The 20,617-nt window shown below is 22.7% G+C and carries 28 protein-coding genes; 9 read left to right on the top strand and 19 right to left on the bottom strand.

From position 1 onward, the window contains the following. Positions 1–2 precede the first annotated feature (2 nt). The 8 genes from AACK83_RS00475 to AACK83_RS00440 all read right to left on the bottom strand — a co-directional run bounded on the left by AACK83_RS00475 (position 3) and on the right by AACK83_RS00440 (position 3,476). Entirely contained in the window at positions 3–296 is a 294-nt protein-coding gene (locus AACK83_RS00475; RefSeq protein ID WP_338958601.1) for a hypothetical protein, read from the bottom strand. Next, a complete protein-coding gene (locus AACK83_RS00470) occupies positions 286–723 on the bottom strand; it encodes a hypothetical protein (RefSeq protein ID WP_338957565.1) in 438 nt (145 codons plus the stop codon). Before AACK83_RS00470 ends, AACK83_RS00475 begins: the two co-directional genes overlap by 11 nt. Positions 724–725: 2 nt before the next feature. Continuing rightward, positions 726–890, bottom strand: coding sequence for a hypothetical protein (locus tag AACK83_RS00465; RefSeq protein WP_338957566.1), 165 nt, complete (start codon positions 888–890; stop codon positions 726–728). Positions 891–1,024: 134 nt separating this feature from the next. Next, on the bottom strand, positions 1,025–1,543 hold the full coding sequence (locus tag AACK83_RS00460) for a hypothetical protein (protein WP_338958598.1): 519 nt from the start codon (positions 1,541–1,543) through the stop codon (positions 1,025–1,027). Between the two features lie 12 nt (positions 1,544–1,555). Then, positions 1,556–1,687, bottom strand: a complete 132-nt coding sequence (locus AACK83_RS00455; protein WP_338958596.1) for a hypothetical protein — start codon at positions 1,685–1,687, stop codon at positions 1,556–1,558. Between the two features lie 519 nt (positions 1,688–2,206). Beyond that, positions 2,207–2,428: a hypothetical protein gene (locus tag AACK83_RS00450; protein WP_338958594.1), complete on the bottom strand. Its 222-nt coding sequence runs from the start codon at positions 2,426–2,428 to the stop codon at positions 2,207–2,209. Then, entirely contained in the window at positions 2,401–3,150 is a 750-nt protein-coding gene (locus tag AACK83_RS00445) for an ankyrin repeat domain-containing protein (RefSeq protein WP_338959791.1), read from the bottom strand. The genes AACK83_RS00450 and AACK83_RS00445 overlap by 28 nt, the downstream gene beginning before the upstream one ends. Before the next feature lie 2 nt (positions 3,151–3,152). Next, complete coding sequence (locus tag AACK83_RS00440) at positions 3,153–3,476, bottom strand: ankyrin repeat domain-containing protein (protein WP_338958592.1); 324 nt, start codon at positions 3,474–3,476, stop codon at positions 3,153–3,155. A gap of 360 nt (positions 3,477–3,836) precedes the next feature. On the opposite strand from AACK83_RS00440, the gene AACK83_RS00435 reads away from it, so the two are divergent. After that, a complete protein-coding gene (locus tag AACK83_RS00435) occupies positions 3,837–4,112 on the top strand; it encodes a hypothetical protein (protein ID WP_338958589.1) in 276 nt (91 codons plus the stop codon). A 237-nt stretch (positions 4,113–4,349) separates the two neighbouring features. Here AACK83_RS00435 and rlmB read toward each other — a convergent pair whose 3' ends face one another. From rlmB to AACK83_RS00380, 11 genes are all read right to left on the bottom strand, one after another. Next, a complete protein-coding gene (rlmB, locus tag AACK83_RS00430; protein WP_338958587.1) occupies positions 4,350–5,090 on the bottom strand; it encodes a 23S rRNA (guanosine(2251)-2'-O)-methyltransferase RlmB in 741 nt (246 codons plus the stop codon). Between the two features lie 12 nt (positions 5,091–5,102). Then, the gene (cysS, locus tag AACK83_RS00425; RefSeq protein ID WP_338958584.1) at positions 5,103–6,434 is read right to left on the bottom strand and encodes a cysteine--tRNA ligase; all 1,332 of its coding nucleotides are present in this window, start codon (positions 6,432–6,434) and stop codon (positions 5,103–5,105) included. 184 nt (positions 6,435–6,618) lie between these two features. Next, positions 6,619–7,086 (bottom strand): hypothetical protein, encoded by a 468-nt coding sequence (locus AACK83_RS00420; RefSeq protein WP_338958582.1) that lies wholly within the window; start codon positions 7,084–7,086, stop codon positions 6,619–6,621. 58 nt (positions 7,087–7,144) lie between these two features. Then, positions 7,145–7,498, bottom strand: a complete 354-nt coding sequence (locus tag AACK83_RS00415; RefSeq protein ID WP_338958580.1) for a hypothetical protein — start codon at positions 7,496–7,498, stop codon at positions 7,145–7,147. 200 nt (positions 7,499–7,698) lie between these two features. Continuing rightward, entirely contained in the window at positions 7,699–8,277 is a 579-nt protein-coding gene (locus AACK83_RS00410; RefSeq protein ID WP_338958577.1) for a hypothetical protein, read from the bottom strand. Positions 8,278–8,409: 132 nt separating this feature from the next. Beyond that, positions 8,410–9,534, bottom strand: a complete 1,125-nt coding sequence (locus tag AACK83_RS00405) for a bifunctional folylpolyglutamate synthase/dihydrofolate synthase (RefSeq protein ID WP_338958575.1) — start codon at positions 9,532–9,534, stop codon at positions 8,410–8,412. 18 nt (positions 9,535–9,552) lie between these two features. Then, positions 9,553–10,500: a hypothetical protein gene (locus AACK83_RS00400; RefSeq protein ID WP_338958573.1), complete on the bottom strand. Its 948-nt coding sequence runs from the start codon at positions 10,498–10,500 to the stop codon at positions 9,553–9,555. 110 nt (positions 10,501–10,610) lie between these two features. After that, positions 10,611–11,282, bottom strand: a complete 672-nt coding sequence (locus AACK83_RS00395; protein ID WP_174481457.1) for a uracil-DNA glycosylase — start codon at positions 11,280–11,282, stop codon at positions 10,611–10,613. A 12-nt stretch (positions 11,283–11,294) separates the two neighbouring features. Beyond that, positions 11,295–11,768, bottom strand: coding sequence for a 23S rRNA (pseudouridine(1915)-N(3))-methyltransferase RlmH (locus AACK83_RS00390; RefSeq protein WP_252320439.1), 474 nt, complete (start codon positions 11,766–11,768; stop codon positions 11,295–11,297). After that, positions 11,768–12,580 carry a hypothetical protein gene (locus AACK83_RS00385; RefSeq protein WP_338958569.1) on the bottom strand — a complete coding sequence of 271 codons (813 nt, stop codon included), beginning with the start codon at positions 12,578–12,580 and terminating at the stop codon, positions 11,768–11,770. Before AACK83_RS00385 ends, AACK83_RS00390 begins: the two co-directional genes overlap by 1 nt. Positions 12,581–13,201: 621 nt before the next feature. Then, the gene (locus tag AACK83_RS00380; RefSeq protein ID WP_338958567.1) at positions 13,202–14,098 is read right to left on the bottom strand and encodes a UPF0236 family transposase-like protein; all 897 of its coding nucleotides are present in this window, start codon (positions 14,096–14,098) and stop codon (positions 13,202–13,204) included. Positions 14,099–14,317: 219 nt separating this feature from the next. On the opposite strand from AACK83_RS00380, the gene AACK83_RS00375 reads away from it, so the two are divergent. The 8 genes from AACK83_RS00375 (at position 14,318) to AACK83_RS00340 (ending at position 20,613) form a co-directional block, all read left to right on the top strand. Next, complete coding sequence (locus tag AACK83_RS00375) at positions 14,318–14,578, top strand: hypothetical protein (protein ID WP_338958565.1); 261 nt, start codon at positions 14,318–14,320, stop codon at positions 14,576–14,578. Positions 14,579–14,737: 159 nt separating this feature from the next. Beyond that, the gene (locus AACK83_RS00370; RefSeq protein WP_338958563.1) at positions 14,738–15,133 is read left to right on the top strand and encodes a terminase small subunit; all 396 of its coding nucleotides are present in this window, start codon (positions 14,738–14,740) and stop codon (positions 15,131–15,133) included. After that, entirely contained in the window at positions 15,127–16,383 is a 1,257-nt protein-coding gene (locus AACK83_RS00365) for a phage terminase large subunit (protein ID WP_338958560.1), read from the top strand. The genes AACK83_RS00370 and AACK83_RS00365 overlap by 7 nt, the downstream gene beginning before the upstream one ends. Then, entirely contained in the window at positions 16,341–16,481 is a 141-nt protein-coding gene (locus AACK83_RS00360; RefSeq protein WP_338958557.1) for a hypothetical protein, read from the top strand. Before AACK83_RS00365 ends, AACK83_RS00360 begins: the two co-directional genes overlap by 43 nt. A 3-nt stretch (positions 16,482–16,484) precedes the next feature. Further along, positions 16,485–17,099, top strand: coding sequence for a hypothetical protein (locus AACK83_RS00355; protein WP_338958555.1), 615 nt, complete (start codon positions 16,485–16,487; stop codon positions 17,097–17,099). Further along, positions 17,044–17,304, top strand: coding sequence for a hypothetical protein (locus tag AACK83_RS00350; RefSeq protein WP_338958552.1), 261 nt, complete (start codon positions 17,044–17,046; stop codon positions 17,302–17,304). The genes AACK83_RS00355 and AACK83_RS00350 overlap by 56 nt, the downstream gene beginning before the upstream one ends. A gap of 125 nt (positions 17,305–17,429) precedes the next feature. Beyond that, positions 17,430–17,786: a hypothetical protein gene (locus AACK83_RS00345; protein WP_338958550.1), complete on the top strand. Its 357-nt coding sequence runs from the start codon at positions 17,430–17,432 to the stop codon at positions 17,784–17,786. Next, on the top strand, positions 17,749–20,613 hold the full coding sequence (locus AACK83_RS00340; RefSeq protein WP_338958548.1) for a hypothetical protein: 2,865 nt from the start codon (positions 17,749–17,751) through the stop codon (positions 20,611–20,613). Before AACK83_RS00345 ends, AACK83_RS00340 begins: the two co-directional genes overlap by 38 nt. Positions 20,614–20,617 lie beyond the last annotated feature (4 nt).

Here is a 20,617-nt window from a genome sequence, read left to right as displayed (position 1 = left end):
TTTTACTCTTTTCATTTTTTAAATCATTTAACATTAATTGAACAAAATACACGATTTTTAGGAATGTTTAAAGTATTAAAAATTTGACCAGTTACAATAATTTCATCGTTTTTGTTTAATAAAATACATCGGTTATAAAATTTTGGATTATTAAAAATTAAAGTAACATAGTTTAAACCATTTCATTGACCACGAACACTATAATATAATTCTTTATTACTTTTTTCGTAATATTTTGCTTCAATAGTGTTACTTAGTTTTACTGTTAATTTGACATAATTGGCTTTATCTTTCATTTTTATAATTCCTTAAATAGTATTGAATGTGTTTATATGCATCTTGTTCATGTTTTGTTAATTTTATATTTCCTTTATAATTTGTTATTTTATTTTTATTTTTTGGTTGGTTTTCTAGATAATCTCAGTTGAAAACATCTTGTACTAATACCATTAATGAACCAATAATTTTAGGAGTTGCTAATGGATTAGTTAATAATTGTTTTGAACTTAAAAAGAAATTTTCTACAATAACTAATATTTTGTTTTCAAAAAATTGTTCTTTGATTATTGATAATATTCTTTTATAACGATTTTTACTTTCAAAAACATGTGTTGTGTTGAATGTTTCTGTATAAATAATCCTATTTGTTTCATTTGAATATATAACAATTCCATTATTACCAATACCAGCGGGGTCAATCCCAATAATTAAGTCATATTGCATTATTAATCAAATTCACCATTTTTAATTTTTTGATTTAATTGAGATATAAGATTTAATCTTCCATTAAAACAACTTTTTCAAAGTTTAGTTACTTTTTCATCGTCTCTCATTTCTTTATTTCATTCTCATTCATCTTTAAGATATTCAAGTATTTTTTCTTTATTCATATTTATACCTCCTACTTAACCTAATATTTAAAATACAGTCATAACAAATTGCTTTACTATTTTTATCTCTTAAAAAATATTTTCTTGTTTTTATATCATTAGTATTAAAGAATAAATAATCTAATTTATTTTGTTTACATGTTCAACAAAAATACTTTTTCATTATGAGTTGAAATTTCCTTATAAGAAGTAACTATATAATTAATTGGTAAATCATCATGTTTATATGGATTATTTATTTTAAAACCTTTTCTGTTTTCTTCTCACGTAATGTTATATTTAAAACAAGGATTAGTAATTTTAGTTTTGTTATCTGTTATTTCACCCATAAATCAACTATTATGCTGTTCATAAAATGTTAATTGTTCAAGTTTTATATCATTAAGATAATATTCTTTTGGAGCAGTTGGTTTATTAACAGTTATTTTTTGGTCTTTAATATATGGTTCTAATAACTTTATTAATTCATTACCACTTAATTCTTTTTTAATATTTTCTAAATTAAAAACTCAATATGTGTAACTGTTATCAACAATAAAAGAATTATTTTTAATCATTCATTTTGGAAGAGATAATTTATATTCAACATAATCAATAAGAATAGATTGTGGTTTATCTTTAACAATTTGTTCTTTTTTAAATTCTATTTGCATAATAATCCTTTCCTAATATGTTCTGTTGCTTCTAGCATAAAGAACATATATTTTTATTCTTAGATTATTAATAATACTACTATTTGTTTTATTCAGTCCAGCAATTCTGGGCTCAAAAATAAATTGTGAAATTTTAAAAAACATTGAGGCATTCGATTCAATATTTATTTAATTTGCGTTTAGCAAATTAATATTTTAATTGAACCGGTCCCGCTCAATTTTTTTTACAAGTTTGAAATTTATTTTCTCGCCCAAAAATTTTTCAAAAAAAAATAAAAAATAAAACCAACACTTGCTCACTTGGTAGTGGCAAGGTTGGTTAAATAAAGAATAATAGTTGGTCCCCACTCCGGGTCTATATATACTAGTTTCCAATTCGCTCCCACCCCAAGAATTACCATTTCTGGTTAGTATATTTTATTAGGTATCACTCCACTTTTTATTTATCCATGCAAGTCCACATGCTAGCTACTATTTTTAACAACTGTGTTGTAGTTCACTTTTTTAGTTCCCTAACACGTGTTGATAATAGTGCTAAAGACGGTTATTAAAAATTTTAAAATTTTACAATTACAAAAAAAGACAAGAATTTTATTCTCGTCTTTTGTCATTTATTTTTTAATTTAATAGTTTAAAAAAGAAAGGAGTTATTTTTAAAAATTTTTATTTATCGACATCTTCGGTACGCTCCCAATTTATCTTATCTTTAACAATTTCTACTTCTGTTTGTGGTATGTAATACTTAAATATTTCTCTTCTAGTTTCATTAGCCACTTTGTCAATTTCCTGTTCTTGATTTCGATTTCAATTTGATGATAAACTAAAAAAATCTTTTAAAATAATTTTATTTTCAATAGTTAACTGATCATAATTTTTAATTGTCAAAGCAATTTTTTTTGTAATAGTAAACAAGCGTGATTTCATGCTGAATTTCCTGAGTTATCTTTATAATCAATATCAATTGGTCATTTGTTAATTAAATAAGTTACTAATTTTTGTCAATCATTTATTACCGCTATATGTAGTAATGAATAATTTAGTTCATCAAATACTAAACTATTAATAACTTCTTTTTGTCAAAAATTTTCAATATTTGAATTATTTTTTTCATTTAATTTTTTAATTTCATTTTGCAAATATTTTAATGAATCTATTACTGATTCTTCTTTTTCTAATCAATTATCATCATCTCCCTTTATAATATAGATTATTTTTTCATAACAATTTCCTTTAGAAATCATTATTTCATTTTTAAATTTTAGAAATTCTTTAAATGTTTTTATTATTAAATCTTTATTTTTAATAGAGCAAGTTAAAGCAGTAAAACCACCTTGATTTTTATCATAAACATGAGCTTTGTATAATAATAAAATATTAAAAATTTCAATTCTTCCATTTTCAGCAGCTAAAATTAAAGAGGTATTACCATCTCAATCTTTATAATTAACATCAGCACCATTTTCCAATAAAATCTTAACTATATCCAAATGACCATATTGAACAGTTAACATTAAAGACGTATTACCATCTCAATCTTTATAATTAACATCAGCACCATTTTCCAATAAAATCTTAACTATCTGAAAATTACCCCTTCTAGTAGCTAATATTAAAGGTCTAATGCCATTTTGATTTTCATAATTAACATCACAGCACCACTTGCCAATAAAACCTTAACTACCTCCAAATCAGCACCTATAATAGCTAACATTAAAGGCGTATTACCATATCTATTTTCATAATTAACATCAGCACCATTTTCCAGTAAAACTTTAACTATTTCCAAAAAACCACTTTCAGCAGCCAACATTAAGGAGGTATTACCATATTGATCTTCATAATTAACATCAGCACCATTTTCCAATAAAACTTTAAGTGCTTCCAAATCACCAACTTCAACTGTTTCAATTAACAGTTCATTTACTAGTTGCATACTATTCACATTTTCCTTTCAAAAATAAAAATAATTACTTTTGTAATTTTTTGACATTACATATTTGATTAATTTAAAGAACAATAAACTACTTATGTTATTTTCAACTTTATGTTAATAGTTACTTTAACAAATAAATTTTATAATAATATATAATATTTATAAAACTTAATAATAGGTTTTTAACTCATTACTTTCATAAAAAGTAAATGAGTTTTTTTATTTTTGAGAGGAAAACGTGAGACAGATGTATTTAAATATTTTAAAAAACTTATTTAAACGTAGAAAAAATCATTATCCAAGTAATAACAGTACAGATATTGAAAATAGCGATTTTTTTTCTTCTATAATGAACAAAAAATGTTATCAAAATTAAAAAAAATAAGTGAAGAAAAAGATAAAGAATTAGAGAAATTAACTAATGAAAATAATAACACTCCTAAAATAATATTACTTTCTTCAAATATTTTAGAACTAAGATCAAAAATTTGAACTTTGGAAGAAATGTTAGAAAAGAAAATAACAATAAAAATAGAACAATTAGAAAAAAGTAAAATAAATAAATATAAAAATTTTTTATTAATTTTTTTACTTTTTGAATTAAAGATAAAAACAAATGTATTAATAATAAAATAAATAAGATAAATTCTGACTATACAAATATTAAAAACAATTGTAAAGAATTAGAAAACCATTTAATTGATCAAATAAATATATGCAAAAATTTAAAAGAAAAAAATGAAAATTTTCAAAACCAAATCTAATAAATAAAGAAAAAACATTTACACCTAAAATATAAAAGTATCTTTTTAAAAAAAATATTTTATTTTTTCATAAATTTAAATATTATCAAAAAATATAGGTTCTTAAAATTTACGATAATTTTAACGTTTCAACGTAAATATAGTTTGCAATAATACCACAAGCAACGCTAGCATTAAATGATTCTATTTTTGGACTTATTGGTATTTGAACAATATAATCTGTATGTTTTAATAACTTTGGACTTATCCCTTCACCTTCATTACCAATAATTAATGCTAAGTTGCTACTACAATCAATAGTAAAATAATCAATTGCTTTTGCTGTTTTAGCAGCAGCCAAAATTCAAAATTTATATTTTTCTTGTAAATTATTAATTGCGGAAGTTAAGTTATTAACTTGACAAATTGGAATAATACTTAGAGCACCGGCTGCAGCCTTTGCAACTGCACCGTTTATTTCAGATTGATTACGATTTAAAACAATTACACCATCAAAGTCATTACCCGCTGCAATTCTTAACATTGAACCAAAATTATGTGGATCAGAAATACGATCTAAAATTAAAATTCTTAAAAATCTAGATGTTGAACCAATATTAATTAATTCATCAAAAGAAAAATATTGATAGTCTTTAACATTAGCAGCAATATTTTGATGTTTAGTAGTACCTAATAGATTATTCATTGCTTGTAAACTAATAATTTCATAAGGAATATTTACACTTTTTAAATCTTTTTTCAATTCTTGGTACTTATCTTGAACTAAAAAAACTTTTTTAATTTTTATTAATGATGATGTTGATAATGCAGCAATAATAGGGTGATAACCATAAATATATTGTAATGCCATAATTTTGCTCCTTTAAATAATATTCAAATCTTTTAATTCTTGACGAATTTTATCAGCTTCTTGGTATTGTTTTTCCTTTTTTAGTTGTTCTCATATTTTAATTTTATTTTTAATCTTTTCAGAATAATTACCAACTTTAAAATCAAATCCTAATATTTTTAAAGCAAAGGTAAAAGTATAAAAAATTTCTTGAAATTCTTCATTAAAATTTTTTTTAATAAGTGCTTCATTTAATTTTTTAATCATATTTTCAATTAAAGTAATAGTATTAGTTGTATCAATATTATTTGATAAATTTTTAATAATTTGTTGATAATAAATTGAATGATGATTATTATTACATATTATATTGTTAATAAATATTTGATATGTTCATTGTTTTAAAACATTTTCATATTTTTTTGTTGACACTAATCCATTTTCAATTGTTTCCTTATTGAAATCAATTGGTTGTTGATGATCACGATTTAATATTAAATATCGCAATACATTCGGGTGATGTTGCTGACAAAATTCTTTAACCAAAATAAAATTATTTAAAGATTTTGACATTTTTTCATTAGCAATATTAACATGACCATTATGTCATCAAATATTTGACATTTTTTTATTATTAGCTGCAACAAATTGAGCTCGTTCATTTTCATGATGAGGAAATTTTAAATCAACACCACCACCATGTAAATCAATAGTTTGACCATTAAATAAATCCTCAACAAAACAAGCACACTCAGTATGTCAACCAGGTCTTCCTTTTCCTCACGGACTATTTCAACTAATACCTATTGTTGTTGATTTTCACAAAGCAAAATCTAGATTATTTTCTTTAGTAACTAAATTTTTAATTCTAAAATTTGGAATTAAATCTTCAATATTTTTATGTGCCAAACTTCCATAATCTTTTAACTTATTAACTTTAAAATAAACATCACCAGCCGTAACATATGCATAATCTTTAATAATTAATTTATTAATAAATTCAATAATCTTTGAAATATATTCACTTACTTTTGGTAATTTTGTAGGAAAAATAATATTTAATTTTTCTAAGTCTTCATAATATGCTAACGTATATTTTTCAGTAACTTGTTGTTCTGTTATTTTTAAATCCGCAGCTTTCTTAATAATTTTATCATCAATATCAGTAATATTATGAACATAATTTATTTTATAATTTTGATGAATTAACAAACGATGTAAAACATCAAAAACAAGCACACCACGAATATTGCCAACATGAATATAGTTATAAACAGTAGGACCACATAAATACATATTAACTTGCTTTTTATTAGGGGCAAGCAGCTGCAATCTTTGTGAAAAACTATCATAAATTTTAATCATTTAATTAACCCTTCTTAATAAAGTTTAGTTTTCATATACTCTATTATACTGTAAAGAATATCAATCTGTAACAAAATAATTTTTTAAATTTAAAACTCTCTTTAACAAAGAAAATAATTAATAATTAAAAAAGTATTAATTATTTGAAATTTCATAATTTTTGATAGATATCATTTTTATGTTTTTATTTTTTTTCAGTTATATATAAATTTCCTTTATTAGCAGAAGTTATTGTTCCTATATAAATAGTATCATTAATATTTGTTAAACTTCAAACTGCACCATTAGTACTCTCTCAACCAAGCATCAATCCAAAACTTTTATCAGCTTTACTTTTATATATTTTTCCTTCACCATTATTATTTGTTATTCCTACATAAAGTGTACTATCAACATTTGTTAAACTTGAAACTTCACCATTAGTATTATTTCAAGTAGAAACTGGCTCAATCTTAGCATTAATATCATTAGTATTTATTTTATATAAATTTCCCTTTTTATTAGCAATTGATGTTCCCACATAAAGCACACCATTAATATTTGTTAAACCCCAAACTGCACCATTGTCTTGTTTTCAATTATTCATTAATTCAAATTTGCCATCACTATTACTTTTATATAAATTTCCTTTACCAAAAATTGATGTTCCCACATAAAGCACACCATTAATATTTACTAGAGCATGAACTGCACCATTATTATCTTCTCAATTAGAAATTTTTTTTAAAATTAGTAATAGTACAAGTTAAAGAAACTTCGTTTTTATAAGTACCTTTACCATTAATAATAATTTTTGTAGTGTCAATAAAACTTTTAATATCAAAATCATCTTCAGTTAGATCAATTGCTTCTTTATTTTTATCTTTAATAGCTTTTAAAATTTCAGATTTATTTGGTTTGTCCAATTGACCAATGTAAATAATACCTAATTCCTTTTTAATAATAACTGTATTTAAATCAGTTTTTTCTACTGGTGAAGGTCTTTCTCCGCCACAAGTGACAACACTTATACTTGTTACTCCAATTAAAGTTACTACTGCTAGACTACTTAGTAATTTCTTCATATATCTTTACCACCTAATCTTTAATATTTTAATACAATCATTTTACATGATTTCTATATCAATAAAAATAAACATGCTATTAAAATTAAAATAGTAATATTAAAAAATTACTATTAATTTAATATATTCTCAATAAAGAGATAAATTTAAAAATGTTACAAAAAATATCAGAAATTTTAATTAAATAATTATTTTTTGATTTATTTTTCAAGTACTCTATTATATTGTAAAGATTGCGGATCTGTAGCGAAATAATATTTTTTAAATTGATTTTCTAAATTTAAAGTTTTCTTTAATGCAGAATAACAAGTAATAATTAAAAAAACATTAACCGTTAAATCAATAGGATATTTTATAACTCTTAATGGAAAATACATTAATCATAAAGGTGGTAATCCAGGAAATAAGATTTTTAATGCAATAGGATCAGTACCAGTAATAATTAATGAAGTAATAGCATAAGCAATTGGCAAATATCAATAAAATGTCTTTTTACTATAAAAAATTTTACTAAAATTTAATACTAAATAGTAAGGTAATATACATCATAAAATACTAGTAAAAGTAAAAAATAAACATGGTGATGCACCACTAGTACTAAATAATAAACCTAAAAAATCACTGGCAATACCACTAAGAAACCCTAATATTCCACCACAAAAGAAACCTATTAAAACTAATATAAAATTACCCAATTTAATTTCAAAATATTTAGAAAATGGTAAACTTTTTAACATTAAAGCACCTGTTGTATTTAAAGAAACAGCTAATGCTAACATTATTCCACTTAAGCAAATAAATTTTATTTGCTTTATCTTTTTTTTATTATCTTTATAATCAAAAACTGTGATCAATAAAAAAGTAATTAAAATTAACAGTCCACTAATTATATTCAATAACAACACATTCATTTAATTACCACCCTTTTTTATCATAATTATTTTCTTTGTTCTTAAATAATTATAAACATCTGCCAAAAAATAACAAGAACCCGTAATTAAAATTATTTTATGAGGGCTACATTCAATCATTTTTTGATAATCAAAAAATTCACCAGTAATACTATTTAAATTACTATTACTACAAATAATAATATTATCTGAGACTTTTTTTAAACAACTAATTAATTTTTGTGGATATTTATTTTTTAAACAAGAAAATATAATTTGTTGAGGAATAATTTTATTAATTTTTAGCGTTTTAATTAATGCTTTAATACCATCAATATTATGAGCAGCATCAAAATAAATAGTTTTATCATTAATTTGATATTTCTCAAATCGTAATCTAATATTAGTATCATTAATGATTTTTAAAGCTTGTTTAATATTAATTTCTAAAAATGTTTTTGAAATTACTGTTAAAACTAATTTTTTATTTTCTTGATAGTATGGTTGGTTGATTAATCTTGGAGAATATATAGGTTTATAACCTTCCATATCAATTTGCTTTTTTAATTTATTATTTAAATTACCTGAAATAAAAATATTTTTTGTCGTTGGTTTTACTATTCCTAATTTTTGATGTAATATTTCAGATGTAGTTTTACCAAGTCTATCTTGATGATCTTTACCAATTGAAGTGATAATAGCATATGTTGCATCAATGATATTTGTAGGATCAATTTTTCCACCAATCCCAACTTCAATTATTGCTCATTGCACATTTTGTTCTTGAAAATAAATTAATGCAATTAAAGTTAAAATACCAAAAAAACCTAATTGATAATATTCAATATCATCAAAAATCAAGTCTCTAATGCGAACTAAATCTTGATTACTAATTATTCTATCATTAACAATAATTCGTTCATTAACAAACTCAATATGGGGAGAAGTAAACAAACCAATTTTTTGTTTTAAGGTTTGTGATAATATAGCAAAAATTAAACGTGATACTGAACCTTTACCATTTGTTCCAGTTACATGAATATACTTAATATTATTGTTTAAATATTTTGGACTAATAATTTTTAATTTTTTTAAACAATCTTTATTTGAATATTTAGATATTTTTTTAAAAAATTCTTCATTCATATTTTTAAAATCCTTTATTTAATAATTATTATTATCAATATTAATTAAAGGATTAACGGTTCTTCAAGTCACATAAATTATAATTGAATTAATTATAATTTTAAGAGGTGCTTGCACAATTCTCATAATTGCTGTTACTCCATAATCCTTGGCATTAGGATCAAATAAAGTCATATCAGCATAGGAGGCTATAAGCACTGTTGTTACATACTCAGCTACTACCGCTAATAAAATAATTGGTAAAATTTCTTTAATTCTATAAATTTCTTTTTTCAATAAATAATAAAATAAAACACTATAAATACTTAATAGGCCAATAATGCCACCACCACCCATAATACTAGCCAGAACATATTTATTAACAATAATTCCTGACATAGAATATGATGATTGCTTACCTGAAATAACAATATACATGCCGCCACCAGCAAAGAAAATAATAAAAAAATTAATTAAAGCAAAAATAACTCATGGATAATCTTTTAGTTTTACTTTAAATATTCCAGCAATTCCTGCCAAAAAACCAGTAAAAATAATACAAAACATATAATAAACGCTAATATATGAAGGAACAAATAACATTACTAAAATATCTGTTACTGCAGCACAAATAATACCTATAATTGGACCAAACATATAACCGGTTATTTTAATCATTAAACCCTCAAAAGCAATTCTAATTGGTGGTAATACTGTAATGGGTATCGTAATAGAAACAATAATAGTTGCCACAACTGATACTGAAGATAACATTGTTATATAAGCAATATTTTTAGTAGTAAAACGAACACCTTTATATTTATCTTTACGAAATCATTTTCAAAAACTATTCATTAAAATATATGCTAACATTATGCTACTTAAAGTAATAATTAAATAAATAGCTGTAGATCTACTAAATAAATTTAAGGTATTTAAATCATATCGTTGAGAAAATATGTGATTAAATATTAAATTATTGGGCATTTAAATAACCACCATTCCCGAAATATTCTTTAAAACTATATTAATTTTAACAAATATATCATAACATTGTTTGCTTAAATACATATAATAAAATTAGTATTTTTTTATTTTTATCACTTAATGGGAGTTTTATTTTTTGAAATCAATCAATTATTAGTTTTGCTAAATGGTCTTGAATTAAAAAAACCATTATAAGCACTTAAAGGTGAAGGATGTGCACTCTCAATAATAAAATGTTTTTCTGTATCAATTAGCATTTTTTTATTTCTTGCATTTTTACCTCATAAAATAAAAACAAGATTAGTACAGTTTAAATTTAAAAATGATAAAACATGATCAGTAAAAGTTACTCATTGATATTGTAAATGACTATTAGGTTGACTTTGTCTGACAGTTAAAGTTGTATTTAAAAGCAAAACTCCCTGTTTAGCTCAAGTTGTTAAATTACCATCATTATCTTTTTCAATATTTAAATCATTTTTTAGTTCTTGAAAAATGTTTTTTAAACTTGGTGGTAATGGAGTATTTGTTTGAACACTAAATGCTAAGCCATGAGCTTGATTTGGCTGATGATAAGGATCTTGACCTAATATTATTACTTTAACCTTTGATAAAGGAGTTATTTTAAAAGCTTGAAATATTTCTTCTCATTGAGGATAGCAAAGATAAGTTTGATATTCCTTTTTAATATCTTCTAATAATTTAGTAAAATATGCTTCTTTATATTCTTGTTGAAAAAATTCTAATCATGAGGAATCAACAAATAAAGTTTTATTATACATTTTTTTCACCTACTACTTATGATAACTTTGATTATTAAGTATTTGTAATGAACGATATATTTGTTCTAATAAAACAACATAACATAATTGATGAGGTAATGTTATTTTACCAAAGGAAATTTTAATTAAATTAATATTGTCTTTTAATATTTGTGCTACACCATTACTACCGCCAATAATAAAACCAATTTTACCTTGTTGATAAATTTGATTTTTATTAATCATCTGTGATAATTGTTCACTACTTATTAATTGTCCTGATAAATCTAATAAAAATCATTGATAATCATTATTCTTTGATATGTATTCGGTGATTTTATTGGTTTCAATTTTAATATTATTAGGAATTGAATTTAATTTAGATTCGATAATATTTTTTGTTTCAATATTAGTTCGCTTTTTAATTCGTTCTAAATAATCTTTGGCGGCTGATTTTCAATATGTTTGTGACAACTGGCCAATACAAACAATTTTAATATTTATCATTATAATTCTGAAAAAGCCATGTTATTTATTCTTTCATGAACAACTTTATCTGGGTTACGAAAATCAACATCACCCAAAGCTTTATCAATAGTATTTGGATTAATAACAACTATTTCTTTTTTATTTTTATCAACTCATAAACTAAAAATTACATCAATTTGAATATTAAAATCAATTTTAAAAGTCTTGTTCATTTTTGAATCTTTCATTATAAAGAATAAATGAATTCAACCTTTTTTAATAATAGTTTTATTTTTATCATCTTTAAAGTCAGTAATTTTTGGTGAAACAATGCTAGTTTTAGCAACTTTTGAAGGGTTTTCTGCTTCTGTTGCTGTTTCATATGTAACATATCAATAACCATAATATTGCTGTTTAGATATATCATTATCAGTTAAACCAAAAACTAAAAGACTTCCATTTGCATCTTTACAACTAAATGGTTCATTCATTACTTTATCTGGATCATTATTAACATTATAATTAATACTCTCATAATTACCTGATTTATATTGGTCACTATTATAAAAATCCCTAGCAGCATCTGTAACTTCTAATGCATTACGATCAATTCTAATTTTGTCTGCTGCTAGTTGCATAAATGCAGTAAGTGGTTTGTATAAAAGTTTAGTATCATATTGATAGTATTTATTATAAACATAATCAACTAACGGATCACCTTCTTTGTTTGATGGCTCGTTTTCAAAATTTGCTTGAATTTTTAAACCATCTCCAGTACCACAAGCCACAATAGTACTCACAGAAGAAGAAAGTAAACTAAGTGTTGAAAATAAAGTGATTAATTTACGCATTTGATTGTTATTCTCCTTAAACTAAATAATAATTAAATATTCACTAAGAATTGTAACTTATTTTTTTATAAAAAGCAAAAGGAAATTCATATAGGTAAAAATACATTTTTTAAAATTAAAATATTAAAATAAACATTAATATTGGACGTATGAGATTAACCCTTAGAATTATTAGTAACATTAACAATATAACTGCAAATTCTATGATTTGTTAATTAAATTATACCATAAATTTTAAAAAGATTAAAAAATATAATTACAAAATTACATTTAAATAACACAAAAATTCTAATCTTAAAATTAGTTTTTAAAAATATGAAATTGCAAATTTTTAACCACTATTAAGATAACTTCTAGCATTTAAATAATTTGCTTTTGCTATTAACATATTATTTAATGTTTGATAATTATATATTTTTGCTCCATTAGTTAAAGATTTTAAAAAATGATATACATCACTTTCTGCAGAACATCCAATATTTCAATCAGCATTTTGATTAATAATTCCTTGTTCATTATTTTTAAAATAATTATAAGTTTTTTTAGTAACTTTATTATGATTATTTTCTAAAATAGTAATTAATCCATTATAATTACCATTTGAAAAAGTAGTTGTTACATCTAAATACTTTGTTCAATCAAGTGCTTTTTTTGATGTTTACCACGAACATTAACAAAAGATTTTCATAAATAACTATAAGCATGATATTTATCTAAAATATAATAACAACCCAATCAACTAGCCATTGCTCTAATTCATAATGCACCATCCCCAGCAACTACTAAATTATAATTATTATATTCTCAATTAATAGCAAATATATTTAATTTAATATCATAATGATTATTAATAGTTTGCATTGTAAAATTATGTAATTCTTCTTGTTTTGGTGCATTATTAGTTTTAAATAACATAAATGAAGTTATTTTCTTATCTAATTTATTTCTATATGAATAAATTTCTTTTCTTCCTAAATTATAAGTTAAAAGTCTACAACAATATTGTTGTTTTAAACCATTTTCATCTCAACAAGTTATATAAGCATCATCTGCACATATATTTAATTTTTCATTATCTAATACTTTAAATTTTTCTTCTGGTATTCATTTTTCAATTTTTGCATTTTTAAAAATTCTTGAAATAAGATTTTTAGAAAAAGAAGTATATTTAAATTCTGATTGAATATTAAAATAACCTTTTTTACTTATTAAATTTTCAATTAAATTATCTAATATATCAAAATATAAATCATTAGTAATTCTTGCTCTTTTTTTAATACCAAATTCTTCATAAATTGGATAATAATGTTTTTTATTAATTTTATCTCAATAAACTCTTTGTCTAAAAGTATCCATTCCAATTGGCGTATTTACTGTTCTATTACATGTTCAAGCAACTTTATATTGATTTTTATCTCTATTTAGAAAAAAATATTCATCAAAACCCTGTATTTTTTGAAAATATTTTGCTAAAATATTAGTGATTTCAGATTTTAGAAATCCTTTAAAACTAAACATTTTTTAACACCTTTCTATTTATTTTTTAACTCCAAAATTGTATCAAATTTATTAAAATATTGTTGAAAAATGTTTGGTTTTAGAGTATAATATTAAAGAACGATAAAATAAACTGCAAATTCTATTTACGTTTAAAAGATAACTTTTATTAGTTATCTTTTCTTTTTTAATAAAATAATGTACAATAAAGAAAAATATAAATAGAAAAGGAAAATAAAAATGGACATTTGAGTAATTATATTTGGTATTTGTTTACCGATTACTATTGTTTTGGGATTACTTGCTTTTGATGGTATAAAACAATGTCAAAAAAATAATATTTTTGGTATTTTAAGATTAACAATTTCTTTAAATATAATTGGCGCTTTTATTGGTTGCATGATTATATATAAAAAACAAAATCCAGAATTTAAATTTTGAAAAAATAAATGTAGTAAAATTTTTAAATTTAAAAAAAGAAATAAAAAAATAGCAGTATAATGCTATTTTTTGTTATAATTATATTATAAAAATTAAATAAAAGAATATATGAAGTAATTAATAAAGTTAATAAGTTATTTTTGGTAGTTTAACTTAAAGATTATATTAATTATATCATAAATTTTTGTGTTTTTAAAGCATATGAAAGGAGATTTTTATGTGCAAGAAGAAAAAATAAAAATAAGAACAATTTTTAATGATGCAAAAGCATTAAGAGAAAAATTAGAAGAATATTTTAATCATTGTAAACAAACTGAAGAAGTACCAACTAAAATCGGTATGTTAATTTATTTGGATATTACAGAAAATACTCTTTATAGTTGAAAACAAAAAAAGAGAAATACTTTTTTACAACAAATTAATTGAGCATATTTACAAATACGTCATATTAATACACAAAGATATTTAAAAGCAAATGCAAATAATACTGCATGATATTTAGAAAGAGCATTTGTGAAAGAATATCATTTATCAACAAAAATTGATATAAAAAGTAGTGATAATACAGCCCCTATAGCAATTAGTTTAGAAAATAAAGGTAAGAATAAATGTTAAGTAATTTTGGTTATTTATTAGATATTGCTAAAAGAATGTATTTAAAACAACCTTTAAATATTACTAAAATTAAACAATTAGGTAGTCGTAAATCTGGTAAAACATTTAGTGATATTGAATTTCTTGGTATTTTATTAATGTTAGATAATATTAATATTCATGCTTATTTAATTCGTAATATGTCAAAACAATTAAATGATAGTTGACAAGAATTAAAACAAATTATTAGAGCAACATATCCTAGTATTAATTTTATTATTAGTGAAACTAAAAAAACTATTGAATTTAATGGTAGTAAAATAACTTGTAAATATTTACATTCACAAGATAATAGTAATGTTAAATTAACTGGATTAGCAAGTAATTATTTATATGATTATGTAATTATATGAAGTGATGAAAGATATGAAATTACTGAAAATGATTATCAAGATTTAAAAGATGCAATAAGAGGCGCAAATCAATTATTAGAAATTGAAAGTTGTAATCCTTGAAGTATTTTAAATGAATTTATTAAAAAAACTATAAATGCTTGTCCTCAAAATGAAAAGCAAATTATTAATGAATATGAACAATTTACTATTATTGATAATACTATTTATCATTATCAAAATTGAAAATTAAATACTTATTTAAAAGATAGTGATAAACAACAATTATTAGAAATAGAACTTCTAGACCCAATATCTGCAAGAGTAAGAAGTCATGGTTTAGTAGGTTATGAATCTGGTGGAATATATTCACATTTAATTCATAAGATTAGTAGATTATTACAACCAAGTTATAGATTTAGTGCTGGATTAGATTATGGATTTAAAGATGATGCTTTAGCATGTTTATTAATAGGTTTTGATTATAATTTTAAATTTGTTAATGTTATTGATTGTTTAAAAATAGAAAATAAATTAATTCGTTATGATAATAAACAATTAGCAAGATTAGTAGTTGAGTTTTATATTAAATTAGCAAAAGAAAATAATTTGTTATATGAATATGGTTTAACTGTATATTGTGATTTTAGTAATTATACATTTATTGAAATGTTAAATGATACAGCAATTAAATATCAAGTTAATTCATGGCTATATTTTAAAGATTGTGTGAAATTAAGACTTGAGTTTAGAATAGGTAAAAATGTGGCTTTAATGGCATCAGAACGCTTAAATATTAGTATGAATGCACAAGCATTATTAGATATGAATTTAGATTGGCTGTATGAGACCCTAAAAGTATTAAACAAATACCATTAGCTGGTAATGACCATTTACGTGATGCATTTGATTATGCAATTGAGCCATATATTAGAAATTTAAGTGCAAATATAAATCCTTATTTTGAAAGGAAGTAACATATGAATAATTATAATACTGAAATATTAATTCCTAAGTGATGTATGATTAATCTTCAAGAAATAATAGCAAATCATGCAAGTAAATTATTATGGGGTAATGGTTATACTTTAACAAGTGAACATGAAGAATATAAAAGAGCAATTGAAAAAATAAAAGAATGAAATAATTTTGATAGTTTGTTTTATCAAGATTGTCATATTAAATCTGGTTATGGTTATAGTATTGTTCAAATTGATAAAAGTAAAACTGGTAGAATATCATTAAATTTTGCTCAGCCATATGCTCAATCAAGAGTTGCAAGAGTATTAGAAACTGAATATAGTGCATCAACATGGTCAAGAGTACAGTATGATGACCAAAGTATTTATGTTAAAACAACATATACTCAAAATCAAATAATTAGATATTTTACAAGTGATTATGTTACTTTAGATGGTTTACAAGAAAAGATAAGTAAAGATTTACAATTACCATTAATAGAAAATCATAATTTAGGTATTATTCCAGTTAAATTTATGCAAAATTTACCTAAAAAGAATTTTTTTGGTGGAGTTATTGGTGATTATTATCCAGATATGACTCCAATTAAAAAAATTACAAGAATTATTAAATAAAACATTTGAATCAATTGAACATGAACTTGAATATAATGTTACTCGTGTATTTTTAGATATTACTGAACAAGAGATAAATCAATCTAAAACTGCTTTTGATTTAAAAAAATTAATAGGTAAGTTTATTTTACAAGCAAATTTAAGAAGTTTAGGAAGTACTAGTGGAACACCACCAATTCTATTTTACAAGGTAGTCCAATATTAGATAAATATGCTGAATTTATACAATTTATTATTGATAAAGCATTTGAAGGTAGTGGATATAGTCCAGTAAATGATACTACAAGTCAAAAAACTGAAGCAGAAGTATTAATTACTAATTCTCGTGATATGGAAACTACAAGAATTAAAAGAACTTTAAATCAAAGTGATTGAAATGAAATATTTCAAAGATGTTTCATATTAATGGGATTAGATGGTGATAAAAGTAAATGAACATTTGAAATTAAAGAAAATACTATTACAGATAGATTAAAATCACTTGAAATTGATGAAGCAGAATTAAGATTAGGAATTACTAATATTAAAAGAATTATTGTTAAAAGATATGGTGTAAGTGAAGAAGAAGCACAACAAATTATTAATGAAAATAGAAAATATCAAAAAGAAGAAATTGAATTTAATAATACTTTTTTAGGAGAAACTAAAAATGGGAATGACACCAAAACAGAATCATCAATTAATTAAAACTGTATGAAAAAGTACAGGTGAAATTGAAAAAGATTTTACACAAAATAAAGATTTACAATTTCGTGTATGTCCTTTTACTATTATTTTAGGTGCTATAAATTCAACAGAAACGGGATATAAACCACCAACTAGTATTCCTAATGATTATACTTCATTTAGTAAAATCTTTACTGGTAGAGAAGCAATACAAGCAGTTTGAGACCATTCTTATTATCCTATTCAAAATAAAGATAATCCAGATGAAGCATATAAACAATTACAAATTGGTGATGTATTTTATGGAAATATTGTAAGTGACCAATTAGGTATTACTTATTCAGCAACTCCAGCAAATAATGCTTTTATTCAAGAACAAGCAATTAAAAATGTAGTTATTAATATTCCAAATGAAAAAAAGAATTTTAGTTTTATTAATAATATTGTTTCAAATTTATATAAGTTATATATGATTCCAGAAATTAATAAAGTTATAAATACTGATAAATCAATTAAAGTTGATAGACAATGATATATTCTTGAAGTTGCAACTAAAACTTATAATCCAGAAAATAAAGAATTGGCTTATATTCAATGTACTTTTAGTTCATTAAATGATAAATTAGCACATAGTGGATTAGCAATTAATCAATATGTACAACTTGGAGCGCCCGGCGACCCAGTAGCATTACCAGCATTAGATGAAAATAATAATATTGTTTTAGATGATAATTATTTAACACCATTACCAGTTACTCATTGTCAAATTTCTTTTTATGGTTTAGTAAAACCTATTAGTATAGCATTATGAGGTAGAGATATTGATAATAATCCTATTAATACTAAACAGCATAAATATAGACAATATCCAAGTAAATTATTATTTCCATGACAATATCAATGTTCAACTTATGACCCAGTAAGTTTTCAAGCATTACCAGAAACAAATTATGTTTTAACTGTTCAAGGTCAGAGTGTTATGGATAGTTATCAAGATTGACAAAAAGTAATTGCACCAAATTATGATGATGGTGCAACTAAACATTATGAAGGTCATTTAAGAACTAATATTGAAAAAACTAAAAATACTAATAAAGTTGATGTATCAAATAGATTAGTAAATTATTGAGATAATAATTTTTTAAATGGTGCTGAAATAGAAGATTATAATTATGCAACTGCTGGTAATCCATATTTTCAATATTATAATAAAAATAATAAAAAATTTATTGGTAATACTCATTATAATATGAATAATAATAAATTTAAGCAATTAAATACTATTAATGCATTACATTATTTTATTTATAATCCTATTAGTGAAATACCTTTAACAGTTAGAGAAACTATTAAAATTAATCTTAATACTATACCTATATTTGGGTCATTTATGAATGCTTTTGTTGGTGGTTTAGATATAGGTGCTAAATTATCAAGTAATTTATTAATACCTCAATTTCCTTATATAAATGGCTTAATTTCTGCTGAATTATATAATTTTTATACAACATTATTATATAGTTCACAAAGTACTAATCCAGCATTAATTCCGTTAGATGTATTTAGAAATGATACTCCAGATGCTATACAAGCAGTTGCTGGAACAGCAAGTCATATGACATCATTTACATTTAATTTAACTGATATGATTAATTTACAAAATTTTGATATTAATGATGGAAGTATTTCTTCACAAGGAATTTATGATACTGTAAATTTAGTTCAAAATGGTGCTGGTGGTAAAGATACAATTTCATTATTAGCAAAAGAAGATAGTTCAATTCCATTATTAAATGAACCTAAATTTACTAATACAAATATAGTTAAATGAGCAATTGATATGATTGATATTAAAGTTGTAGGTAAAAGTAATTTTAAAATAACATTTTATTCAATGCCAGATAATAGAAATGGTGCTGTTAATGATAATTTTAGTATTTGAAGTGGTACTTATCAAACAGTAGGTAAAGCAAGTAATAATAGTAGATTAATTCAAAATACATTTATTTTAGCAAATAATACTTTTAAATTTGACAAACCATTTAATTATCCTCAAGCAATACAACCTCCACCATTAATAGAAAGAGCGCACCCTATATTTATTGATTTAAGTAATCAAAATTTATTTGGGATTAATAATAATATTAATTCTCCATTAGAAAATGCAAGTTTAAATTATCAAATGAGACCACATACCTTAGAAGATGTTAAAGGTAAATTTCATAATAGTATTGGTATTTATGTAAAACAATATGGTTATGATAGTGTTGATAAATTTAAAAAAGATTATGAAAGTTTAACATTTAATTTTAATTTTAATATGAATGCAATATATGATGATAGACCATTAGCAGAAAAATATATAAATAATAAAAATTGATTTACACCTATAAAAATTAATTTAACTGATATTGGTAATTTACCAGATAATCAAAATGATACTGCTCTTTTTCAAGATAATGAAAATACTTATAACAATGATTCTGGAAATCATAATGATAGTAATAATAATTGAACATTTAATATAAAAAATGAAGATTATGGTGGTACAGGAATTAATCAAACTGCTTCTTTAATAAATGCAGAAAGATTAAATAATATATATATTAATGATTTAATATGAACTAATGATAATCAAACAACTAGTGGTAAAAATTTACCAAATAGTATTTGATTTAAAATAATGGCTTTTAAAACAAAAGCATATGAAAGTCAAGATGATAATTTAATCGTAGTTCAATACCAATTTATAACAACATTAGTACCAAAACTTTATATGGGGGCCTCATCTGCTAATTGAAATCTTCAAACTACGTCATTGGTAATAAATCCCAAAAGTTCAACTTAGAAAG

The organism is Spiroplasma endosymbiont of Tiphia femorata (assembly GCF_964020225.1).
Lineage (GTDB): Bacteria > Bacillota_I > Bacilli_A > Mycoplasmatales > VBWQ01 > Spiroplasma_E.
Note: the sequence above shows the minus strand (reverse complement) of the source record. Positions and strands in the feature narration are given on the sequence as shown.